The 22142-nt window shown below is 65.9% G+C and carries 21 protein-coding genes and 1 tRNA gene; 17 read left to right on the top strand and 5 right to left on the bottom strand.

Going from position 1 to position 22142, the window contains the following annotated elements; all coding sequences use genetic code 11:
• Window positions 1-4: 4 nt before the first annotated feature.
• Both DL238_RS10720 and DL238_RS10725 read right to left on the bottom strand, forming a co-directional pair.
• Window positions 5-502: a DUF2199 domain-containing protein gene (locus DL238_RS10720; RefSeq protein WP_115492252.1), complete on the bottom strand. Its 498-nt coding sequence runs from the start codon at window positions 500-502 to the stop codon at window positions 5-7.
• On the bottom strand, window positions 499-2820 hold the full coding sequence (locus DL238_RS10725) for a patatin-like protein (protein ID WP_115492880.1): 2322 nt from the start codon (window positions 2818-2820) through the stop codon (window positions 499-501). The genes DL238_RS10720 and DL238_RS10725 overlap by 4 nt, the downstream gene beginning before the upstream one ends.
• An 85-nt stretch (window positions 2821-2905) precedes the next feature.
• Here DL238_RS10725 and radA point away from each other — a divergent pair, with 85 nt between their 5' ends.
• The 9 genes from radA (at window position 2906) to DL238_RS10770 (ending at window position 13431) form a co-directional block, all read left to right on the top strand.
• Window positions 2906-4267, top strand: coding sequence for a DNA repair protein RadA (radA, locus tag DL238_RS10730; RefSeq protein WP_115492253.1), 1362 nt, complete (start codon window positions 2906-2908; stop codon window positions 4265-4267).
• Window positions 4268-4291: 24 nt separating this feature from the next.
• A complete protein-coding gene (locus DL238_RS10735; protein ID WP_115492254.1) occupies window positions 4292-4861 on the top strand; it encodes a CvpA family protein in 570 nt (189 codons plus the stop codon).
• Window positions 4862-4871: 10 nt separating this feature from the next.
• Entirely contained in the window at window positions 4872-5297 is a 426-nt protein-coding gene (locus tag DL238_RS10740; protein ID WP_115492255.1) for an iron-sulfur cluster assembly scaffold protein, read from the top strand.
• Between the two features lie 31 nt (window positions 5298-5328).
• Complete coding sequence (locus tag DL238_RS10745) at window positions 5329-6960, top strand: MFS transporter (RefSeq protein ID WP_115492256.1); 1632 nt, start codon at window positions 5329-5331, stop codon at window positions 6958-6960.
• Complete coding sequence (gene alr / locus DL238_RS10750; protein WP_115492257.1) at window positions 6957-8021, top strand: alanine racemase; 1065 nt, start codon at window positions 6957-6959, stop codon at window positions 8019-8021. The genes DL238_RS10745 and alr overlap by 4 nt, the downstream gene beginning before the upstream one ends.
• A gap of 77 nt (window positions 8022-8098) precedes the next feature.
• Window positions 8099-8668: a polyhydroxyalkanoate synthesis repressor PhaR gene (gene phaR / locus DL238_RS10755; RefSeq protein ID WP_115492258.1), complete on the top strand. Its 570-nt coding sequence runs from the start codon at window positions 8099-8101 to the stop codon at window positions 8666-8668.
• A gap of 150 nt (window positions 8669-8818) precedes the next feature.
• Entirely contained in the window at window positions 8819-10363 is a 1545-nt protein-coding gene (gene proS, locus DL238_RS10760; RefSeq protein ID WP_115492259.1) for a proline--tRNA ligase, read from the top strand.
• Window positions 10364-10471: 108 nt separating this feature from the next.
• The gene (rnr, locus tag DL238_RS10765; RefSeq protein ID WP_115492260.1) at window positions 10472-12829 is read left to right on the top strand and encodes a ribonuclease R; all 2358 of its coding nucleotides are present in this window, start codon (window positions 10472-10474) and stop codon (window positions 12827-12829) included.
• An 80-nt stretch (window positions 12830-12909) separates the two neighbouring features.
• The gene (locus DL238_RS10770; protein ID WP_115492261.1) at window positions 12910-13431 is read left to right on the top strand and encodes a peroxiredoxin-like family protein; all 522 of its coding nucleotides are present in this window, start codon (window positions 12910-12912) and stop codon (window positions 13429-13431) included.
• 29 nt (window positions 13432-13460) lie between these two features.
• Here DL238_RS10770 and DL238_RS10775 read toward each other — a convergent pair whose 3' ends face one another.
• Window positions 13461-13919 (bottom strand): universal stress protein, encoded by a 459-nt coding sequence (locus DL238_RS10775; RefSeq protein WP_115492262.1) that lies wholly within the window; start codon window positions 13917-13919, stop codon window positions 13461-13463.
• A gap of 169 nt (window positions 13920-14088) precedes the next feature.
• Between DL238_RS10775 and DL238_RS10780 the strand changes: the two genes are divergently transcribed.
• From DL238_RS10780 to DL238_RS10800, 5 genes are all read left to right on the top strand, one after another.
• Entirely contained in the window at window positions 14089-15465 is a 1377-nt protein-coding gene (locus tag DL238_RS10780; protein ID WP_115492263.1) for a pyruvate dehydrogenase complex dihydrolipoamide acetyltransferase, read from the top strand.
• Complete coding sequence (locus DL238_RS10785) at window positions 15462-15935, top strand: SH3 domain-containing protein (protein WP_115492264.1); 474 nt, start codon at window positions 15462-15464, stop codon at window positions 15933-15935. Before DL238_RS10780 ends, DL238_RS10785 begins: the two co-directional genes overlap by 4 nt.
• On the top strand, window positions 15935-16354 hold the full coding sequence (locus DL238_RS10790; RefSeq protein ID WP_115492881.1) for an acyl-CoA thioesterase: 420 nt from the start codon (window positions 15935-15937) through the stop codon (window positions 16352-16354). Before DL238_RS10785 ends, DL238_RS10790 begins: the two co-directional genes overlap by 1 nt.
• Before the next feature lie 157 nt (window positions 16355-16511).
• A complete protein-coding gene (gene lpdA / locus DL238_RS10795; RefSeq protein ID WP_115492265.1) occupies window positions 16512-17924 on the top strand; it encodes a dihydrolipoyl dehydrogenase in 1413 nt (470 codons plus the stop codon).
• Between the two features lie 44 nt (window positions 17925-17968).
• Window positions 17969-18154: a hypothetical protein gene (locus DL238_RS10800; protein WP_115492266.1), complete on the top strand. Its 186-nt coding sequence runs from the start codon at window positions 17969-17971 to the stop codon at window positions 18152-18154.
• A 29-nt stretch (window positions 18155-18183) separates the two neighbouring features.
• On the opposite strand, the gene DL238_RS10805 is transcribed toward DL238_RS10800, so the two are convergent.
• Together DL238_RS10805 and DL238_RS10810 are read right to left on the bottom strand one after the other, a co-directional pair.
• On the bottom strand, window positions 18184-18339 hold the full coding sequence (locus tag DL238_RS10805) for a DUF1328 domain-containing protein (protein WP_115492267.1): 156 nt from the start codon (window positions 18337-18339) through the stop codon (window positions 18184-18186).
• Window positions 18340-18549: 210 nt separating this feature from the next.
• Window positions 18550-18639 (bottom strand) — tRNA-Ser (locus DL238_RS10810).
• A gap of 117 nt (window positions 18640-18756) precedes the next feature.
• Between DL238_RS10810 and DL238_RS10815 the strand changes: the two genes are divergently transcribed.
• From DL238_RS10815 to DL238_RS10825, 3 genes are read left to right on the top strand one after another with little or no spacing between them, the layout of a single operon-like run.
• A complete protein-coding gene (locus DL238_RS10815) occupies window positions 18757-19788 on the top strand; it encodes a lytic murein transglycosylase (RefSeq protein WP_115492268.1) in 1032 nt (343 codons plus the stop codon).
• 10 nt (window positions 19789-19798) lie between these two features.
• A complete protein-coding gene (locus DL238_RS10820) occupies window positions 19799-20923 on the top strand; it encodes an SPOR domain-containing protein (RefSeq protein ID WP_234031045.1) in 1125 nt (374 codons plus the stop codon).
• 51 nt (window positions 20924-20974) lie between these two features.
• Window positions 20975-22141, top strand: coding sequence for a D-alanyl-D-alanine carboxypeptidase family protein (locus DL238_RS10825; RefSeq protein ID WP_234031046.1), 1167 nt, complete (start codon window positions 20975-20977; stop codon window positions 22139-22141).
• The last annotated feature ends 1 nt before the right edge of the window (window position 22142 follow it).

Here is a 22142-nt window from a genome sequence, read left to right on the forward strand (position 1 = left end):
GGCCCTAATGCAGGTATTCTGCGTAAGTCTCCGCCAGCCTCTGCTGACTGATGCCCATTCGCTGCTCGACAGCAAGAGGATGATCGGTTGGTTCCAGCCAGATCAGTGGACGCAGGGGCGGGGCCTGAAGTTCCACGTTTGTCTTCAGGTTCACGGTGTCGGGATAAACTGCGAGATTGGCGGATAACCAGCCGAAGAATGGGCCGATATCGCTGCGGTTCGGGTCTTCCCAATGCTCCATCAAGAGCTTGAAGCTTTCGAAACTGACGGACACCCAGACACCCCAGCAAAAATGCTCTTTCAGCCCGGTGACCGGAATCTCGATGGTGCCGCGCAAAAAGTAGAACCGATCGTCGGTCACACAGGTATCAGTGGTCAGCTCGCAGCGCGCTTCCCGTTCCTCGGGAGGGATCGAATAGTAATAATCCGGGGCGTCTGAAGCGAGAGCAGGCATCCCCGCGTGCGTTTCCCCGCATACGCGACACTTAAAACTGAAGCTCATGCTGTTCCCAATCGCGTCTCGATTTCATCGCGCAGGGCCTTCAGCGATTCTTCGCCGCAGCGCCCGGCTTCCACCTCCTCGTCGATGATGGCGAGGAGAGCGCGCCGCAGGATCGCGCGTCGCTTCTGCGGCTCGACCGGCCGGTCGCTGGTCGACAGCACGATATCGACCATGCGCTCGCACCCGTGCAGGCGTCCCCACAGGTAATCGTTCTCGCGATAGGCGCGGCTGAAGAACGCGCCGAAATCGTAGAACTCAATGCCGCGCAGCGTGGCCGAGGTGCCGCCCTCGCGTATCGCCTGCGCGTCTTCGGGGCTGATCCGGTCGACCTTCACCGGCTCGAACTCGTTCATCCCCTGCATGCCGAGGATCGGCAGCGTCGCGACATCGTAGAAGGGGAAGCCGAGATAGGCGTACATCATGCGCCGCCGCAGCTCGCGCGGCATGTCGCCCAGCGCATGCGCGAAGGCTTTCTCCGAATTGGTATCCAGCGTCAGGAGATCGCGGACACCGGCCACGTGGTCGAGCACGGCGCCCGGGTCGATCATCACGTTGCGCGCCAGATCCTTGAACTGCGGACCCAGCGGATCGAGCCCGTCGTTCTCGAAATAGGCCGCCAGGATCAGGTAGATCGAAGCGCGCGCACGATCGATCGCCTCGTTGGGAATGTCGGGATCGCGTTCCCAGTCCCGCGCGGTCCGGCGCGCCAGCAGCCGCAGACGACGCACGCGAAAGGCGAGGTCGAAGCTGCGGAAAAAGGCCACCGCCTCCGGGCTCGCGCCGCCGCCATCGCTCACCAGCGTTTCCAGGCCTCGTTCGCGCAAGGCGCCGCGCAGCCGGTGGGTGATCGTCTGGACGTCCGGCTCGAAATCCTTGGGCGCGGCCTTGCGCACCAGCTCCGCGATCCGTTCAAGGATCCCGACGAACTTGAGCTCGGCATAGCCTGCGAACGTATAGCCTGCCTGCTCCGCCGCCGCCTGCTGCGCCTTGCCGCGCCAGTTCGCGAGCCTGCGCGGGGTGGGACGGTCGAAGAAGACGGTGCGGTCGAACAGCTTCTCCACCGCGCTTTCCACCTGCGGGCGCATCTGCGCGATCATCGCCTGCAGCTTTTCGGCATGGCGCGACTGTTCGGCAATTCCTTCGAGGTTGTCGCGGATCGGCTGCTCGCGCGGCAGCGTGGAGAGCGAGCCGAAAATGCTCTCGAAAAAGCCGACCGGCTCGCGCACACGCGCCTCGTCGCGGACATAGCGATCGGGCTGCGGGTCGATATAGGCGAAGCGCCGCTCGACCTCGCGCACCGCGGGGCGTCCGCGCAGCGCATCGATCGCGCCTTCGAACGGCCGGTTTACCAGCACCGACCCGTCGATCAGCGAAACCCCTTCCGCGGTGCCGTCGTCCATATGGGCGGGCATGATCCGCCGCAGGAATGCCTCGCGGCCGTGCCAGGCGCGCCCCGTCTCCTCCGCCAGTGCATCGATCTCGTCGATCCGCAGCGGGGGGAAGGCACCGGGAAAGCTTGCGGTGGCACGTGCGGCAAAGGCGAGCTCAAAGGGATCGGCCAGCCACTGCCCCGCCGCTTCGGGCGTCCTCGAGTTGAAGGAGATCGGCATGCGATGCTCGCTCTCCTTCACCACGGGCGGACTGTTGAGCCGCAGGTGCGCGAGATAGCCGTGGAAATCGGTCGTCGGCACGTAGAGATCGATCGGATGCCCGGGCGGCAGCAGCGGGCCGTCCGCAGGCACGCTGTCCATCGCCTCCAGCGCTTCCAGCAGCATGCGCGACATCGTCTCGCCCGAAAAGGGCGGCTGGAACCAGCGCCCGCGCACCAGCTTGGACACTTTCTCGCGCACCTCGGCGCGGGTTTCGGGCGCAACGCTTTCGGACACGAGGTTGCCCGGGCGGCGCAACACGAAATTGGCGAGCGGCTGCGCCCACACCTTGGCGAAGCGCCAGCCCATCCGCGCGTCTTCCGCCGTCAGCCGGTCGATATCGGCATTGTCGAGCCACATGTCGGTCAGCGGCTCGAGCGAACGGCCCGAATGGATCGCCTGCGCAAGGAACACCGCGTTGATCCCGCCCGCGCTGGCTCCGCTGAAAATGTCGGGCAGGACCCGCAGCCGCAGCTCGTGCTCGTCGGCCAGCAGGTCGAGCAGTTCGCGATAGGCGGCGGCGACGCCCGAGGGGGAATCCTCTCCCGAATGCAGCGCACGGCTCGCGCGGGCGAGGTTCCAGACCTCCTTGGTGACACCGTGCATGTAGACCGCAAGGCTGACCCCGCCATAGCAGACGAGCGCGATCCTGAGTTCCTTCTGACGCATCGATACCATTTAGAAGGGAGAGGCGCCTCAGCGCAACTTGCGTTCCGCAAATGTTCTGCCTAGGTCCCCGTCTTAAGGAGACCGCATGGCCAAGCCCAAGAAACGATATGTCTGCCAGAACTGCGGATCGGTCGCCTCGCGCTGGCAGGGCCAGTGCGCGGACTGCTCTGAATGGAATTCGCTGGTGGAGGATGCGCCCGCCACCGTCTTCAGCCAGAAGCACGATCTTTCGGGCGGCGGACGGCGGCTGGAATTCGTCGCGCTGAACGAGGCAGTCGAGCCGCCCAGGCGCGCGACCACCGGGCTGAAGGAGTTCGACCGTGCGCTGGGCGGCGGACTGGTGCCCGGTGCGGCGATCCTGATCGGCGGCGATCCGGGCATCGGCAAATCGACGCTGCTGCTGCAGACCGCAGGCGGAATCGCCAACCGGGGCGGCGATGTCGTCTATGTCAGCGGCGAGGAAGCCTCGGCCCAGGTGCGCCTGCGGGCCGAGCGGCTGGGGCTGGCCGATGCGCCCGTTCGCCTCGCCTCCAGCACCAATGTGCGCGACATCCTGACCACCTTGGGCGCAGGCGACGCGCCCGACCTGCTCGTCGTCGATTCGATCCAGACGATGTATTCGGACACGATCGAGGGGGCGCCCGGCACGGTCAGCCAGGTGCGCGGCTGCGCATTCGAGCTGATCCGTTACGCCAAGGAACGCGGCAGCGCGCTGGTGCTGGTCGGCCATGTCACCAAGGACGGCAACATCGCGGGGCCGCGCGTCCTCGAACACATGGTCGATGTCGTGATGAGCTTCGAGGGGGAGCGCAGCCACCAGTACCGCATCCTGCGCGCGCTCAAGAACCGCTTCGGCGCGGTCGACGAGATCGGCGTCTTCGCGATGGCGACCGAGGGGCTGGAGGAAGTCGCCAACCCTTCGAGCCTGTTCCTCACCGGGCGCGACACTCCGCTGGCGGGCAGCGCGGTGTTCCCCGCCATGGAGGGGACGCGCCCCGTGCTGGTCGAGATCCAGGCTCTGATCGTGAAGCTGCAATCGGGCGCGACCCCGCGCCGCGCGGTGGTCGGCTGGGACAATGGCCGCCTCGCGATGCTGCTGGCGGTGCTCGAATCGCGCTGCGGGCTCAATTTCAGCTCGGCCGAGGTCTATCTCAACGTCGCGGGCGGATACCGGCTGGCCGATCCAGCGGCGGATCTCGCGGTGGCCGCAGCGCTGGTTTCCGCGCTGGCCGACAGGGCCTTGCCCGATCGCTCGGTATGGTTCGGCGAGGTCTCGCTGGCGGGCGAAATCCGCCCGGTCGCGCACGCAGGCCTGCGGCTTCGCGAGGCGGCGAAGCTTGGATTTACATCCGCTTTCGGCCCGTTAAGGGAGGAAAAAGCTTCACCGGACATTCAATTCGCCGGACTAAAGCAGCTGGGCCAGCTGGTGGACCGCGTGATGCGGTAGGAAAAGCGTGGTAGAGGGGCGTTCATGACGGGGTTCGACATTATCGTCCTGCTGGTCGTCGCGGTCGCGGCCGCAGGCGGCTTCATGCGGGGTTTCGTGCAGGAAATCCTTTCTCTCGCCGCATGGATTCTCGCGATCTTCGCGATCCAGAACCTGCACACGCCGCTCCAGCAGTTCATCGAGCCGCGCTTCGGCACGCCGACCACCGCCGCGATCCTCGCCTTCGCGCTGCTGCTGCTGATCCCCTATGCGGCGATGAAGCTGATCGCCTCGCTGGTCGGCTCGAGAGCGCGCGAATCGCTGCTCGGGCCGCTCGACCGGGTGCTCGGCTTCGGCTTCGGTGCGGTGAAGGGCGCGATCATCGTGGTGATCGGCTTCTCGCTGCTGGTGCTGGGCTACGACACGGTCTGGGGCGTACAGGGCCGGCCGACCTGGATCATCACCGCCCGCACCTATCCTTCGATCAATGCCGGGAGCGAGCAGATGGTCGGCTATATCCGCGAACGGCGCGAGACCATCCGCGCCGAACAGGACCCCGACGACGAAGCAGGTACCGTGACCGGCGCGTCCGCGCTCGAACAGCCGGGCGAATGATGGCGCGCGAGTGACCAGGCTCTATACCCCCGATATCCTCGCGCTTGCGGTCGAACTGGCGGATCACCCCCGGCTCGCCACGCCCGATGTCAGCGCCCAGGTCCGCTCGCGCACCTGCGGCGGAACGCTGACGCTCGATCTCGCGCTGGACGATGCGGGCCGGATCGATGCGCTTGGCCTCGCGGTGTCTGCCTGCGCGATCGGGCAGGCGGCCGCGGCGATCTTCGCGCGCGAGGCACGCGGGCGCGGGGCCGAGGAAATCCTCGCCGCGCATGGCGAGATCGAAACCTGGCTCGCAGGCGACGGACCCGAGCCCCGCTGGCCGGGGATCGCAATTCTGGCCCCTGCAACCGAGTATCCCGCGCGGCACGGGGCGATCATGTTGCCATGGAACGCGGGCGTGGACGCGCTTTGCAAGGAGCACCAACAGCGCTAGATCGGCAGAAAAAGAGAGGGGATCTGTCATCATGAGCGCAGCCGACGCCGGCGCCGCCACGCGCGAGCCGACCGAGAAGGAAATCCGCCTCGTCATCGCGGCGAGTTCCGCCGGGACGATCTTCGAGTGGTACGATTTCTTCATCTACGGCACGCTCGCTGGGCTGATAGGCGCGGCGTTCTTTCCCGCCGATAACGAAACGCTGCAGATCCTGCTGGTCTGGGCGGGCTTTGCAGTCGGCTTCGGCTTCCGCCCGCTCGGCGCGATCCTCTTCGGCTTCCTCGGCGACCGGCTGGGCCGCAAGTACACCTTCCTCGTCACCGTCACGCTGATGGGCATCGCGACGGCTGGCGTCGGCATGATCCCCAGCGCGGCGACCATCGGCATCGCGGCGCCGATCATTGTGATCGCCTTCCGCATCCTGCAAGGGCTCGCGCTGGGCGGCGAATATGGCGGGGCGGCGATCTATGTTGCCGAGCACGCACCGGCCGAAAAGCGCGGGTTCTACACCAGCTTCATCCAGGCGAGCGTCGTGGGCGGGTTCGTGCTCTCGATCGCTGTGGTGATCGCTTGCCGCTGGCTCATCCCCGAAGACGATTTCGCCGCCTGGGGCTGGCGCATGCCGTTCCTGCTCTCGATCATCCTGCTCGCGATTTCGCTGTGGATGCGGCTCAAGCTGTCGGAAAGCCCGGTCTTCCTCGCGATGAAGGAGGCCGGAGAGACCGCGGGCAATCCCTTCCTCGAAAGCTTCACCTATCCTGGAAACAAGCGCCGCCTCCTCGTCGCCTTCGCGATCACCGGCGTGCTGACCACGATCTGGTACACCGCCTTCTTCAGCGGCCTGTCGTTCCTGCGCGGCCCCATGAACATCGAGGAGCGCGTGGTCGAATGGATGCTGCTGTTCGCGGGGCTGATCGCGATGAGTTTCTACATCGTTGTCGGCCGCTGGTCGGACAGGGTGGGGCGCAAGGCGCCGATCATCCTTGGGGGAGGGCTGGCGCTGGCGCTGCTCTTCCCGATCTTCTGGGGCATCGGAGCGCTCGCCAATCCCGGATTGAATGACGCGGCGCGCGACGCGCCGGTCGTCGTCACCGGGCAGGACTGCACGCCCGATCCCTTTGCCGAGCTGTTCGGGCGCGAACAGAGCGAATGCGGCAAGGTCCTCGACGTGCTGACCTCCAGCGGGGTGCCCTACACTCTGCAGGAGGGCGGACGTCTGGGCATCACCGTGGGCGGCGAGACGGTGGCTCTCACGCCCGCGATGCTGGCCGAGGATGCACAGCTGCGCAGCGGGATACGCGATGGCCTGAGCGCGCGCGGCTTCGATCTGTCCGACCAGATACCGCCCGCGATCAATATTGCCGGCATCATGCTCCTGCTGCTGGCGATGGGCGCATTGTCGGCGCTGACCTACGGTTCCGTCGCCGCCGTGCTGACCGAACTGTTCCCGGCCCCGATCCGCTATTCGTCGATGTCGATCCCCTACCACTTCGCAGCGGGCTACCTCGGCGGGTTCCTGCCGCTGATCGCCGGGATCATCGTGGCCCGGTCCGGCGATATCTATGCGGGGCTCTGGTATACGTGGATTGTCGTCGCGATCGGGCTGGTCATTGCATGGTGGGGCTTGCCCGGCGGGCCGCCACGTGATTTCGAGGCCCGGTGACCAGCACCCCGAAACCGCCCCCGCCGACTCTCCGCCTCGCGATCGACACCGGCGCGCTTGCCGCCAACTGGCGCGCGCTCGACGCATTGTCGGGCAGCGCGCGCGCCGGGGCGGCGGTGAAAGCGGACTGCTACGGCCTCGGCATCGACAATTGCCTGCCCGCGCTGGTCGAAGCGGGCGCGCGGGACTTCTTCGTGGCGCACTGGAGCGAGGTCGCGCCGCTCCTCGCCCATGTCGCGCCCGAGCAGATATCCGTGCTGCACGGCCCGATGACGGCCGCTGAAGCGCAATACGCCATCGCCACCGGGGTTCGCCCGGTCATCAACTCGCTTCACCAGGCGCGGCTCTGGCACGAGGCGGGCGGCGGCGCATGCCACCTGATGGTGGACACGGGAATCAACCGGCTCGGCATTACGCCGGGCGAGTTGAGCGATCCACTCCTGAAGCATCTCGATGTGCATGTGCTGATGTCGCACCTTTCCTCCGCCGAGGAAACGACGCCTGCCAATGGCCACCAGCTGGCCGCCTTCCGGGCCGCGCAGGCGCTCATCCCGCATCGCGAGACGAGCATCGCCAACAGCGCAGGGATCGCGCTGGGCCGCGATTATCACTGGGACCTAACCCGCCCGGGCCTCGCGCTCTATGGCGGCGTCCCGAGCCCCGCGCTGGCCGACCATATCCGCCAGGTCGCCTTCCCGCAGGCGGCGGTGATCCACACCCGCAAGCTCGAGGCGGGCGATACGGTGGGCTACAACCGCGAATTCACCGCCAGCGCGCCGATGCGCGTCGGCACGGTGTCGCTCGGCTATGCCGACGGCTTCCTGCGCAGCTGGGGCGGGGAGGGCTTCCTTGTGCACGAGGGACGCAAGCTGCCGCTGCGCGGCAAGGTCTCGATGGACATGGTGGTGGTCGATCTGGCCGATGCGCCGGAGGTCGGGATCGGCGACTGGCTCGACGTGCCCTACCACCTGCCCGATGCGGCAGCGCGCTGCGGCCTGTCGCAATATGAATTGCTGACCGTGCTCGGCCACCGGTTCGCGCGTAGCGTGAAGGGCGAATAAAGGCGCATTGCGCGAGCGATGCTGCAAATGCTAAGTGCTGATGCTGCGCAGCATTCATCCGGAGCCCGAAGGTCCACATGGCTAACAAGCAACGCAAGGATGGCGATCCCATCGTCATCAAGAAATACGCCAACCGGCGGCTCTACAACACGCATTCCTCCAGCTACATCACGCTCGACGATCTTGCAGGCATGACCCGCGAAGGGGTCGACTTCACGGTGGTCGATGCGAAGAGCGGTGACGACATCACCCATGCCATCCTGACGCAGATCATCGTCGAGGAGGAAACGCATGGCGAGCAGATGCTGCCCGTCAGCTTCCTGCGCGAGATCATCTCGATGTACGGCAATTCGATGCAGGCGATGATGCCGAGCTACCTCGAAGCGAGCATGGCGAATTTCCGCGCCAATCAGGAAAAGATCGCCGAGGCGTGGAAGAGCGGGATGGCGGGCAATCCCTTCGCCAAGATGGCCGAAACCAACCTCGCGATGATGCGCGCCGCGACCGACGCCTTCACCGGGCAGGGCGCCGCGACCAAGAGCGCGGGCCGTGCGGAGAGCAAGGCGGACGAAACCGCGCAGGAGCTTGCCGCGATGCGCGACCAGATGGCCGCGATGCAGAAAAAGCTCGACGAGATGGGCAAGTAGCGCAAACCCCCGCGAACCGCTCGCCATGAGCTTGTCGAAGGGCTGTTCTTCTTTCTAAGAACGATCTCCAAGAAAAATGCGGCGCTTCGACAAGCTCGGCACGAGCGGGCTTGGGTAGGGTGGAGCGCCATTTCACAAGGCAATTCCCACGTGTCCAACATCCGCCACGCCCTTTCCGTCAAACGCGAAGACGATTTCGCCGCCTGGTATCAGGCCGCCATTGCCGAAGGGCAGATGGCCGAGGAATCGGGGGTGCGCGGGTGCATGGTCATCAAGCCGTGGGGCTATGGCATCTGGGAACGCATCCAGCGCCTGCTCGACGACAGGATCAAGGCGACCGGGCACGACAATGCCTATTTCCCGCTGTTCATCCCGCTCTCCAATTTCGAGCGTGAGGCGGATCACGTCGAAGGCTTTGCCAAGGAAATGGCGGTCGTCACACACCACCGCCTGATCGCGGACGGGAAGGGCGGGCTGATCCCCGATCCCGAGGCCAAGTTGGAAGAGCCGCTGGTGGTGCGCCCCACGTCCGAAACGATCATCGGTGATGCGATGGCGCGCTGGGTGCAGAGCTGGCGCGACCTGCCCTTGAAGCTCAACCAGTGGGCCAACGTGGTCCGCTGGGAAATGCGCACCCGCATGTTCCTGCGGACCAGCGAATTCCTCTGGCAGGAAGGGCACACCGCGCACGCCACGCCCGAAGAGGCGAAGGATCACACGCTGACCATGCTCGAGGTTTATCGAGCAATGGCGGAGGAAGACCTCGCGCTGCCGGTGGTTGCGGGCGAGAAGCCCGAGCACGAGCGGTTTCCCGGCGCGGTCGAGACCTGGTCGATTGAGGCGATGATGCAGGACGGCAAGGCGCTGCAGGCTGGCACCAGCCACTATCTCGGCACCAATTTCGCCAAAGCCTCGGGCATCAAGTACCAGGCGCAGGAAGGCGGCGAGCAGTTCGCACACACCACCAGCTGGGGCGTTTCGACCCGTCTGATCGGCGGCGTGATCATGACCCATGGCGACGATGACGGCCTGCGCGTGCCGCCCCGCATCGCCCCGTGGCAGGTGGTGATCCTGCCGATGCTTCGCGGCAACGACGACGATGCGGCGCTGATCGACTATTGCGACGGCCTTCGCGCCACGCTGACGGGGCAACACGCACTGGGCGAGCCGGTGCGCGTGCTGCTCGACACCAAGCCCGGCAAGCCCGCGCAGAAGCGGTGGGACTGGGTCCGCAAGGGCGCGCCCATCATCATCGAAGTCGGCGGGCGCGACATGGAGAACGGCGTGGTCACGCTGATCCGCCGCGACGATCTGTGGGACATGGAGACCGGCAAGCTGAATTCGCAGGCGCCCACGCGCGAAATCGCGGGCCAGACCATTCCGGGCGTGCTCGGCGACATCCAGCAGGCACTGTTTACGCAGGCCGCCGAACGCCGCGATGCCAATATCGCGACCGGGATCGACAGCTGGGATGGCGTGGTCGAATTCTTCGCCAATAACGACAAGTATCCCGGCTGGGTCGAGGTGCAGTGGGCGAAGCCGACCGGCGATGCGCTGGAACAGGTGATCGAGAAGCTGAAGGCCGAGAAGCTGACCGTGCGCAACGTGCCGCGGGACGCGGCGCCTGCGGACGGCACCTGCATCTTCACCGGCGAGCCGGCTGTGGAGCGGGTCTACGTCGCGCGGGCCTATTGATCTCAAATCGTCCCGCATCAAGTCCGAGGTGACGTCGTGCTTATCGATCCGGGGGCATAATTGAGCGGCGGGATAGCGCCGGGGGGTCCGTGCGTTTAAGCCCCCATCATGGCAAAAAAACCAAAAAACATGCCCAAGGGCCTGCCGACACAGAAGCAGGTTCTCGAATTCATCGAAACGTCCGACGCCACCGTCGGCAAGCGCGAGATCGCCAGGGCCTTCGGGCTGAAGGGGCAGGAGAAGATCGCGCTCAAGAAGCTGCTGAAGGATATGGCCGAGGAAGGCCTGATCGACGGCAAGAAAACCGCCTTCCACCGGATGGGCGGCCTGCCCAAGGTGACCGTGCTGCGCGTGGTCGAAATCGACGATGGCGAGCCTGTCGCCGTGCCCGAGAAGTGGGAGCCGGACGATGGTGCGAAGCCGCCACGGCTGACCGTGATTGAAAAGAGCCGTGGCCGCGGCTCCAAGGGCATGCCCGCGCTCAAGGTGAACGACAGGATCCTCGCGCGGACCGAGGAAACGCCCAAGGGCTGGCGCGCGCATCCGATGAAGAAGCTGCCGCAGCAGACCGAAGGGCTGATCGGCGTCGTCGAGAAGGACGGGCGCGGCAAGTTCTGGCTTGCGCCGGTGGACAAGAAGGTGCGCAATTCCTCGCCCATCTCCGATGTCGGCACGGCCGAGGAAGGCCAGCTGGTCTCCGCCGAACCGACCGGGCGCGGCCCGCGGGCGGGGGTTCGCGTTACCGAAGTGCTGGGCGATCCGCTCGCCCCCAACAGCTTCTCCATGATTGCCATCGCCAAGCACGGCATTCCGCACGTCTTCCCCGAAGCCGTGGTGAACGAGGCGCAGGTGGCGGCCAAGCTGCCCGTGACCACGGACAGGCGCGAGGATCTGCGCCACGTGCCGATCGTCGCGATCGACCCGGCGGACGCGCGCGACCACGACGATGCGATCTGGGCCGAGCCCGACACGGCGCAAGACAACAAGGGCGGCTTCCGCGCCATTGTCGCGATCGCCGATGTCTCGCACTACGTCCGCCCCGGCAGCGCGCTCGACAAGGAAGCGCGCAAGCGCGGCAACTCGGTCTATTTCCCCGACCGCGTCATCCCGATGCTGCCTGAAGTCCTGTCCGCCGATGTCTGCTCGCTCAAGTCGGGCGAGGACCGCGCGGCGATGGTCTGCCACATGCGGATCTCGGCGCAAGGCAAGCTGCTCGACTGGCGCTTCACCCGCGCAGTCGTCCGCATCGCGGAGGTCATGGCCTACGAGGAGGCGCAGCGCCGGATCGACGACAAGGCTGGGGACGAACGGCTGGACAACCTGTGGAAAGCCTGGGGAGCGCTGTGGAAAGCGCGCGAGGCACGCGATCCGCTCGACCTCGATCTGCCCGAGCGGCAGGTGGTCCTCGACGACGAAGGCGGGATCAAGGAAATCGCGATCCGCGAACGCCTCGACGCGCACCGCGTGGTCGAGGAATTCATGATCTCCGCCAATGTCGCGGCGGCCAAGGCGCTGGAGAAGAAGAACTCGCCGGTGGTCTATCGCGTCCACGAACAGCCGAGCCGCGAGAAGCTGCTGGCGCTGAAGGAATATCTCGGCACGCTGGATATGAAGCTGGCCATGGGGCAGGTCATCACGCCGACCTTGTTCAACCGCTTCCTGAAGGACGTCAGCGACGAGCAGGAAAAGGCGCTGCTAATGGAAGCGGTGCTGCGCACGCAGACCCAGGCCTATTACGGACCCGACAATCAGGGCCATTTCGGTCTCGCGCTGGGCAGTTACGCGCATTTCACCTCGCCGATCCGCCGCTATTCCGACCTGCTGGTGCACCGCGCGCTGGTCGATGCCTTCAAGCTCGAGCAGCCAAAACCAGCGGGCAAACTGCCCGAATCGAGCGGGCTAAGCGATGTCGACCGCAGCGATCTGGGCAAAATCAGCGAGGCGATCAGCCGTACCGAACGCCGCGCAATGGAGGCGGAGCGCGACACGATCGACCGCTATGTCGCCGCATGGCTGGCGGGCCGCGTTGGCGAAACCTTCGACACGCGGATTACCGGGGTGCAGAACTTCGGCTTCTTCGCCACCATCGTGGGGCTGGGCGGTGACGGGCTGGTCCCGATCTCCACCATCGGCGACGAGTATTTCCATTTCGACGAAGCGGCCAAGGCGCTGGTCGGATCGGATACCGGCACCCGCTACGAAACCGGGCAGAAGCTGCCGATGAAGCTGGTCGAGGCCAATCCGCTGACCGGCGCGCTGCGCTTCGAGGTGCCCGGCGGCGATGCCTCGAAAGCGCGCGAGGGACGCCCCTTGCGCAGCAGGCCCAAGTGGTCGCCCGGGAAGGGCGGAGCGAAGCAGGATGGCCCCCGAAAGGACGGCGCCAGGAAGGATCGCGCGGGCAAGCATGAGGTCGGCAAGCGCGGGCGGCCCGGCAATATCCGGCACCAAGGCCGCAAGAAGAAGTAATCGGGACACAGGTACGGGCCAAAGGAGAAGGGAACGCGGCCCCTCGGCGCGCCGTTCGTTGGGCAAAGGAGAATCTCCCGATGCCCACGCTCATCCCCGGCCAGACCGTGCCCGATCTCGAACTGCAGCTCACCATCCAGGCGCGTTTCGAACTGTCCAAGCAGAAGCCCGACACCTTCACGATGCTGGTGTTCTATCGCGGCAAGCACTGCCCGATCTGCAAGAAATATCTCGAAGAACTGGGCGGCAAGGTGGACAGGTTTACCGCGCTGGGCGTGTCTCCCTTCGCGATCTCGATGGACAGCAAGGACCGCGCGATGGTCGCGCACGAGGACTGGGACACGCACGACCTGCCGCTGGCCTACGGCCTGCCGGAGGATCAGGCGCGCGATTGGGGCCTCTACATCTCGGAAAAACGCCCCGACAGCGACGAGCCGGAGCGGTTCTCGGAACCCGGCCTGTTCCTGATCACGCCCGACGGCACGCTCTTCTTGGCGCAAACGCAGAGCGCACCCTTCACCCGTCCGCCGCTCGACGAGCTGCTCAGCGGGATCGAACTGGTGCGCGACAAGGACTATCCCACGCGCGGCACGGCGACCTAGGCTTCCGGCCTCTCACCGGGCCAGAACAACTAGGACCCCGCGATCCTGTCCAGTTCCTCGATCGGGAGGCGCCCGGGCAGGATGACCAGCGGACAGGGGAGCCCGCCGATATGGGCGGAGAAATGCGAGACCAGCGGCCCCGGCGGACCGTCCGCCGCCGCGCCGAGCACCAGCGCGACTACGTCGGGATGTTCGGCGAGGTATTCGCGCACGATCCGATCGCCGTCGCCCACCTTCACCGCGATGTTGGGCATCTTGCCGCTTTCGGAATAGACATTGCCCGCCGCGCTGGTCGCGATCGCTTCCGCCCGGTCGCGCGCTTCCTGCTCGATCGTTGCCTGCACGCCGCCGAAAGCGTTGAAATTCTGCGGCTGCACGATGGCGAGGATCTGCACGGACCCTCCGCTCGCGACCGCCCAGCGCATCGCGAACCGCAGCGCTTTGCGCGCCTCCTCGGTTTCGTCGATAATGACCAGATACTTGCCCATTCACATATCTCCCGCGTCGCTTTCGACACAATTTGCGCATGATAGCAAGGTGCTTGCCCCGCTTGCCCAAATTGGCCAAAGCGGCGCAAGACAGTGACATGCCGCTACGGCGGGGCCATAGCCCTCGCCGGACACGCGACCGGCCGATGCAAACGCAGGACCCTATTGTATGCCCACACCGATCAAGATGCCCGCACTTTCACCGACGATGGAGGAGGGCACGCTTGCCAAGTGGCTGGTCAAAGCGGGCGATACGGTCTCGGCGGGCGACCTGCTGGCCGAGATCGAGACCGACAAGGCCACGATGGAATTCGAAGCGGTCGACGAAGGCACCATCGCCTCGATCGAAGTGGACGAGGGCACCGAGGGCGTTGCGGTCGGCACGGTGATCGCGATGCTGGCGGGCGAGGGCGAGAGCGTGGAAGACGCGGCCAAGGCCGCGCCCGACCAGGCTGCCGACAAACAGACCGAGTCCAAGCCTGCCAACCAGGAAGACCCGGCGAAGGAGCCCGCGAAGGCACAGCCGCGCGAGAGCGCCGAGCCCCAGTCTTCCGGCACCCAGTCTTCCGGCACCAAGTCGTCCGCCGCAAAATCCTCCGACACCAAATCCGCCGTGCCCGAAGGCGGCAAGGCGGGCCCCGCGCCGACCGATGAAAGCGGAGAGCGCATCTTCGCCTCCCCGCTTGCGCGCCGGATCGCGGACCAGAAGGGTCTCGACCTCGCCGGCGTGAAGGGCAGCGGCCCGCGCGGCCGGATCGTCAAGGCCGATGTCGAGAATGCCGAAGCCGGCCGGCCTGCGAGCGAGGCGAAGCCCGGCGCCGTGGCCGGTCCGGTCGATGCCGGGCTGGATGGCGATGCGCCCTTCGCCGAGGAAAAGCTCTCCAACGTGCGCAAGGTCGTCGCCAAGCGGCTGACCGAGGCCAAGCAGGAGGTGCCGCACTACTACCTCAGCGTCGACATCCGCCTCGACGCGCTGCTCGCCGCGCGCGCGGACCTCAACAAGATGCTGGAAGCGGACGGCGTGAAGCTGAGCGTCAACGACATCCTGATCAAGGCGCTGGCCAAGGCGCTGATGCGCACCCCGCAGGCGCATGTCAGCTTCCAGGGCGACGTCCTGCACCGCTACAACCGGGCGGATATTTCCGTCGCGGTGGCCTCGCCCAAGGGGCTCATCACGCCGATCATCCGCGGCGCGGACCGCAAGAGCCTGCCCGAGATCGCGACCGAGATGAAGGAGCTCGCGGGCAAGGCGCGCGAGGGCAAACTGCAGCCGCACGAATACCAGGGCGGTACCGCCAGCATTTCCAACCTCGGCATGTTCGGGATCAAGCAGTTCGACGCGGTCATCAACCCGCCGCAGGGCATGATCATGGCGGTCGGCGCGGGCGAGCAGCGGCCTTACGTGGTCGATGGCGAGATCAAGCCCGCCACCGTGATGACCGCCAGCGGCTCCTTCGACCACCGCGCGATCGACGGTGCGGAAGGCGCGCAGCTGATGGAAGCCTTCAAGAAGATGTGCGAGCAGCCGATGGGAATGATGCTGTGAGAACCGCATTCGCTATCGTGGCCACGCTCGGCCTCGCGCTCGCCGCGTGCGAACGCGCGCCCGTCGATGGTACGGAAGAAGAACCCGCGCCTGACGCCCGGACCGCCGGAGCCGCCGCCACGCCCTACGACGGCCCGATCCCGATGCCGATCCGGATTGGCACGGACGGCCCCGATGCCGATTCGTGTGCCAGCTACGGCGAAGTGACTGGCCTCGACGCGGCGGGCGAAACCTATCTCTCGGTCCGCGATGCGCCGAGCCTCGATGTGAAGGAACGCGACCGGCTCGACCCGGGGCAGGGCGTCCATATCTGCGGGGAGAGCAACGGCTGGTACGGCGTCGTCTACGACAATTCGGACGAGGCGCAGGAATGCGGCATCGCAGAGCCGGTGTCGGAGCCGACCAACTATACCGGCCCGTGCGCGCAGGGCTGGGTCCAGTCGGATTTCGTCACCATCGTGGCCGGATGATGACCGACCGCCAGCCCCAGATCCGCGTCACCGCGATGCCGACCGACATGAATCCCTACGGGGGCGTCTTCGGCGGGTGGCTGATGAGCCAGATGGCGCTCGGCGCCGGCTCGCTCGCGAGCCGCGAGGGGCAGGGCCGCGCGAACGTGGTCGCGGCGAGCGATTTCGGCTTCCCCGCCGCGATGGCGCTGGGCGACGAGCTGAATGTCTATTGCGAGATCGTGAAGGAGGGGAACACCTCGATCACCATCGCCGCCGAAGGCATCGCCCGCGCGCGCCACGGGGAGGAGACCAAGCTGGTGTGCAAGGGCACCTTCGTGTTCGTGCTTGCCGACGACGACGGCAATCCGCGGCCCGTGCGCATGCAGGCGGCAGCGGCGCAGCCCGTCCCCACCCATATGTCGGACAATGATGGCTGAAGCGCTGTCCTACATCGTGAAAAAAGCGCAACGTGATGCGATGCATATTGCTCGCCCAATCCCGCGCTGGACGCCATTTTTCGCCGCCCATGGGGTGGCCCGTTTTTAACCCCTGGACACTGTGTCAGGTGTGTCAGAAAACCAACAAGAGGCTTCGATGGCTGAGAAATACGACCTTATCGTTCTGGGTTCCGGTCCGGGTGGCTACGTCGCCGCGATTCGCGGAGCGCAGCTGGGGCTGAAGGTCGCCATCGTGGAGCGCGAGCTGCTCGGCGGGATCTGCCTCAACTGGGGCTGCATCCCGACCAAGGCGCTGCTGCGCTCCGCGGAAATCCTGCATTACGCCCAGCACGCCAAGGACTATGGCCTGAAGATCGCGGGCGAGATCGAGGCCGATCTGGACGCCGTGGTGAAGCGGTCGCGCGGCGTTGCCAAGCAGCTCAACCAGGGCGTCACGCACCTGATGAAGAAGAACAAGATCGCGGTGCATATGGGCGAGGGCAAGCTGACCGGCCCGACCTCGCTGACCGTGAAGGGCGAAAAGGGCGAGGAGAAGCTGGAGGCGAAGCACATCATCGTCGCCACCGGCGCGCGCGCGCGCGACCTGCCTTTCGCCAAGGCCGACGGCGAGCGCATCTGGACCTATCGTCACGCCATGACACCGAGCGAGATGCCCAAGAAGCTGCTGGTGATCGGATCGGGTGCCATCGGAATCGAATTCGCCAGCTTCTACAACGACATGGGCTGCGAAGTTACGGTCGTCGAAATGCTCGACAGGATCGTGCCGGTCGAGGACAAGGACGTTTCCGCCTTCCTGCACAAGTCGCTGACCAAGCAGGGCATCTCGATCATGACCGGCGCGGGGGTCGAGGATATCAAGACCGACGCCAAGGGCGTGAAGGCCAAGATCAAGGATGCCAAGGGCCAGGTGAGCGAGAGCGAATTCTCGCACTGCATCGTGGCCATCGGGATCGTGCCCAATACCGAGGATATCGGGCTCGAAAAGCTGACCGAGATGGAGAAGGGCTTCATCCAGATCGACCCCTACGGCCGCACCAAATCGAAGGGCCTGTGGGCCATCGGCGACTGCACGCCGGGACCGTGGCTGGCGCACAAGGCGAGCCACGAGGGCGTCACCGCCGCCGAAGCCATCGCCAAGGAACTGGGCAACAAGGATGTCCACCCGCACCCGCTCGACCGCAACAACATCCCGGGTTGCACCTATTGCCACCCGCAGGTCGCGTCGGTCGGCATGACCGAAGCCAAGGCGAAGGAAGCGGGCCGCGAGGTCAAGGCGGGCACCTTCCCCTTCATCGGCAACGGCAAGGCCATCGCGCTGGGCGAGGCCGAGGGCATGTGCAAGACCGTGTTCGATGCCAAGACCGGCGAACTGCTCGGCGCGCACATGGTCGGGGCTGAAGTGACCGAGATGATCCAGGGCTTCGTGATCGGCAAGACGCTCGAGACGACGGAGGTCGAGCTGATGCAGACCGTGTTCCCGCACCCGACGATTTCGGAGTCGATGCACGAGAGCGTTCTCGCCAGTTACGGCCGCGTGATCCACGTCTGAGACAAGCGCCTGAAACTAGCGGGGCGCCCGGACGTTACCGGTACATGAGCAACGACAAGAAAACGCCGCCCCGCGGCGACAAGCCCGACGACAAGAACGACAGCGAAGTGACGCACGAGCATCGCGCGCTGATGAACCAGGGCTCGACCAAGCCCGAGGATTATCCGGAGGAGGAGCGCGAGGCGCAGTCGCTGGTGAACAAAGACAAACGGCGCGACCAGCCAGACTGATCGCGCCGTTCGTTCGCCAGAGAGTGCGGTCAGACGTTCCGGCGAAGGAACGCGATGATCGCCAGGATGATGAAGACGACGAAGAGGATATAGGCGATGTTCGTCGCCCCGCCGGCAATGCCGCCGAAGCCGAGGACGGCGGCGACCAGCGCGATGATCAGGAAAATGACGGCCCACTTAAGCATTTAGGTTCTCCCCTTGGATAACCACGTAGCTATCCCCGGCAGCCGAAAGGGGTGCGCATCTTATCAAATATCAAGTCGGTGGCGAACAGGGTGGGATGGACCTCCGCTTCGCTCCGGTCCTCTCCGCCGCTGCGCGGCTCCGAGTCCGAACAATGGCTTCGTCCACCTCACCGCACTCCGCCAACCGCATCCGCCTGCGACGGGCACGATTGGCGGACAGGGTGGGATTCGAACCCACGGTGAGCGTGAACCCACGGCGGTTTTCAAGACCGCTGCCTTAAACCACTCGGCCACCTGTCCTACTCGGGAGAAGCGCGCTAACGCTTCGGCCCGCATTTGTCACGCCAGGGCAGACAATCGATCGCGGGACCCTCTGGGTCATTGGCGAGTAACCTTTGGTATGACAGAAAAATGCGCATGAAATTTCCCCGCTTGATCCCCCGCTCGATCCTCGCCCTGGCAGCCGCGTTTTCCGCGCTGTCCGCAGTTCCCGCCTCCGCGCAGGACATGCCGTTCGACGCCTATATGCAGCTCGTCATCGCCAAGGCCCGCGCCGAGGGGGTGAGCGAGTCGACGATCCAGCGCATGACGTCGAACCTGACCCCGAACATGCGCGTGATCGAGCTGGACCAGGCACAGCCCGGCTCCTCCTCATCGCCCGGTTATCCGGCACTTCAGCCCTATATCGACCGCCATGTGGACGCGGCGCGGATCAATGGCGGACGCGCGGTCTACAACGAGACCACGCGGCTGCACGGCCCGATCCGCCAGCAATATGGCGTCCCCGCAGAGATCATTGTCGCCATCTGGGGGCACGAGACCAATTACGGCGGCTATCGCGGCAATTTTGACCTCGCCCGCTCGCTCGCCACGCTGGCGTGGGAAGGGCGCCGCCGCGCGCTGTTCGAAAGCGAATTCATCGCGCTGATGAAAGTGGCGGACAAGGGCTATTCGCGCGATCAACTGGTCGGCAGCTGGGCCGGGGCCTTCGGCAACCCGCAGTTCCTTCCGAGCGTCTATCTGCGCCTCGCCACTGATGGCGATGGTGACGGGATGGCCAACATCTTCACCAACCAGGCCGACACGATGGCGTCGATCGCGCGCTATTTCCAGGATGCGGGCTGGCGTCCGGGCATTCCCTGGGGGGTGCGCGCCAGTGTGCCGAGCGGCTTCAACGTCGATGCCTACCGCAGCGAGCTCGTCGCTCCGGTCTGCCCGCGCGTCCACGAACGCCACAGCCAGTGGAAGACCGTGGCCGAATGGCGCGCGCTGGGCGTGACGCCCTACAACAGCCTGCCGCCCGATACGCTGGTCAGCCTGTTCCAGCCCGATGGGCCCGGATCTCCTGCCTGGTTGTTAACCTCAAATTATCGCGTCATCCTCGAATATAACTGCTCCAACTACTACGCGATGAGTGTGGGGCTGCTAGCCGATGAGATTGCCCGGTAATGTCCGGAAATTGGGAATTGCGATCGGATTGATCGCGGGACTTTCCGCCTGTGCGGGCAGGAGCGGGGGAGACGCGCTCGCGCCCGGCGCAGACTACTACGCCGTCGATTCCGCCATGCCGACGCAAAATGCGACGCAGGGACCGATGGCGGATTATCCGCAGGTTCTGGGCGAACCATACGTGGTCGACGGGCAAACCTTCACCCCGGCCGACGTGCTCAGCTACGACGCGGTCGGCTACGCCACGCTCGACATGATCGACGAGCGCGGGGTTACCGCCTCGCATAAGACACTGCCCCTGCCGAGCTATGTCGAGCTGACCTCGCTCGACACAGGCAAGACGATTCTCGCGCGGGTCGAACGGCGCGGCCCGATGACTTCGAGCCGGATCGTGGGCCTGTCGCAAGGTGCCGCGCGCGAGCTTGACGCGGGGGAGGGCACCCCGATCCGCATCCGCCGCGTGAATGCTCCCGAATTCGAGCGTGCCAGGCTGCGTGCGGGCGAACCTGCGGGCAACCGGCTCGATACGCCCGACACGCTTCTGGCCGTGCTGCGCAAGCAGCTTCCGGAGACCGGCGCGGCAAGTCTTGCGCGCACCGGCCCGCGCACCTCCGCAGCTTTGCCGGAGGACGGATCGGGCGAATTCGACGACGCCTTTGCACAGATCGAGCCGGGACCCTCATCGGTTGCCGACAGCTTCGACGATTATTCTGCATCCTCGCCGCCGCAGACCGCGCCTTCCTATGCCCTCCCCCCGATCGGCGAGCTGCCGACCGGTGCGGCTGCGCGTCCGGGCCCAGTCGAAGTGGCCTGCTTGCCGCAAACGCGCGCGCCGCAAGCGCCTCTTCCCGAGCCGCAACGAACTGCGCCGGTCTCTCGTCCCGCGCCGCCTGCGCCGGTACGGACCGTCCGGCCCGCGCCCCGGAACGGACGCTACCTCATCCAGGTCGCGTCTTTCTCCAGCAAAGACAACGCGATCGACGCGGCCGACAATCTCGCGGGTTTCGTCGTGCGTTCGGGCGCGTATTTCCGCGTCCGGATGGGCCCCTATGCCACCCGTGGAGAAGCCGATGGCGCTCTCGCCAAGGCTCGCCGCGCCGGTTATAGGGACGCCTTCATAGATACGAGCGACTAGCGCCTGCCATACCCCCGCCGGCGCCATGACGCCCGAGCGGGAGCAACCGGGTTGGCCGGACACCTGACGACCAGATACCTGGCGACATTCGCCTTTGCCGCGGCAGCACTCGCGCTGCCGGCCACGCTCAATGCGCAAGCCGCGCCGCCGACGCCGGAAGAAGCGCCGATCGCCTACATGCTCGACCTGTCGAGTGGGCAGACCCTATATGCGCGCGATATCGACCGGCGCTTCGTCCCGGCCTCGATCACCAAGGTCATGACCACGCTGGTCGCGTTCGACATGCTGGAGGGCGGAAAACTGCGTGCCGACCAGCGCGTGCCCTATCGCGACGAGACCTTCGAGGAATGGCACCAGAAGGGTTCGACCCTGTTCCTGCCGGCAGGAGCACGCCCGACGGTGCAGGAATTGCTGATCGGCATCACCACGGTCTCCGCCAACGACGCTTCGGTCGTGCTCGCCGAAGGTGCGGCGGGGAGCGTAGACCAGTGGCTGGCGCGCATGAATGCCACGGCGCACCGGATCGGGATGCACGACAGCTATTTCTCCACCCCCAATGGATGGCCCGACGAAGGCGGAACCTTCACCACGGCGCGCGATCTGGCGACGCTGGCCAAGCGGATCGTTCGGCATCACCCCGAGAAATTCGATTTCTACTACGGGCGCAGCGGCCTCAGGGCCTATGGCATCGCGCAGGACAACCACGATCCGATCACTGGCCGCGTCGATGGCGCCGACGGAATGAAAACCGGCTACACCGACCAGGCGGGCTACGGCTTTCTCGGCACGGCGGAGCGCGACGGCAGGCGGCTGGTGATGGTGGTGGCAGGGGCGGACCGCGCGGGCGAGCGCAATCGCGCCGCGCGCGCCTTCATCGAATGGGGTTTCGAAGCGTTCGACAGCCGCTTGCTCGCGGCAAAGGGCGACGCCTTCGTCAGGGCCGAGGTCCAGAACGGCGCCGATGACGAGGTGGCATTGATCGCGGCGCAGGATGTGCGCGTCGTCTTGCCCCGCGGCGATAATGCGAGGCCCGAACTGACCGTGCGCTACGACGGCCCGCTGCGCGCCCCGATCGCGCGTGGGGAGCAGGTGGCGACGCTCGAGATCGCGGTCCCGGGAATGGAGCCGTCGACCGTGCCGCTCTATGCCGCGAAGGATGTCGCCAAGGCAGGCATCTTCGGTCGGATCGCCAATGGATTCGCGGGGCTTTTCGGTTGAG

It is taken from the genome of Alteriqipengyuania lutimaris (assembly GCF_003363135.1).
GTDB classification, from domain to species: domain Bacteria; phylum Pseudomonadota; class Alphaproteobacteria; order Sphingomonadales; family Sphingomonadaceae; genus Alteriqipengyuania; species Alteriqipengyuania lutimaris.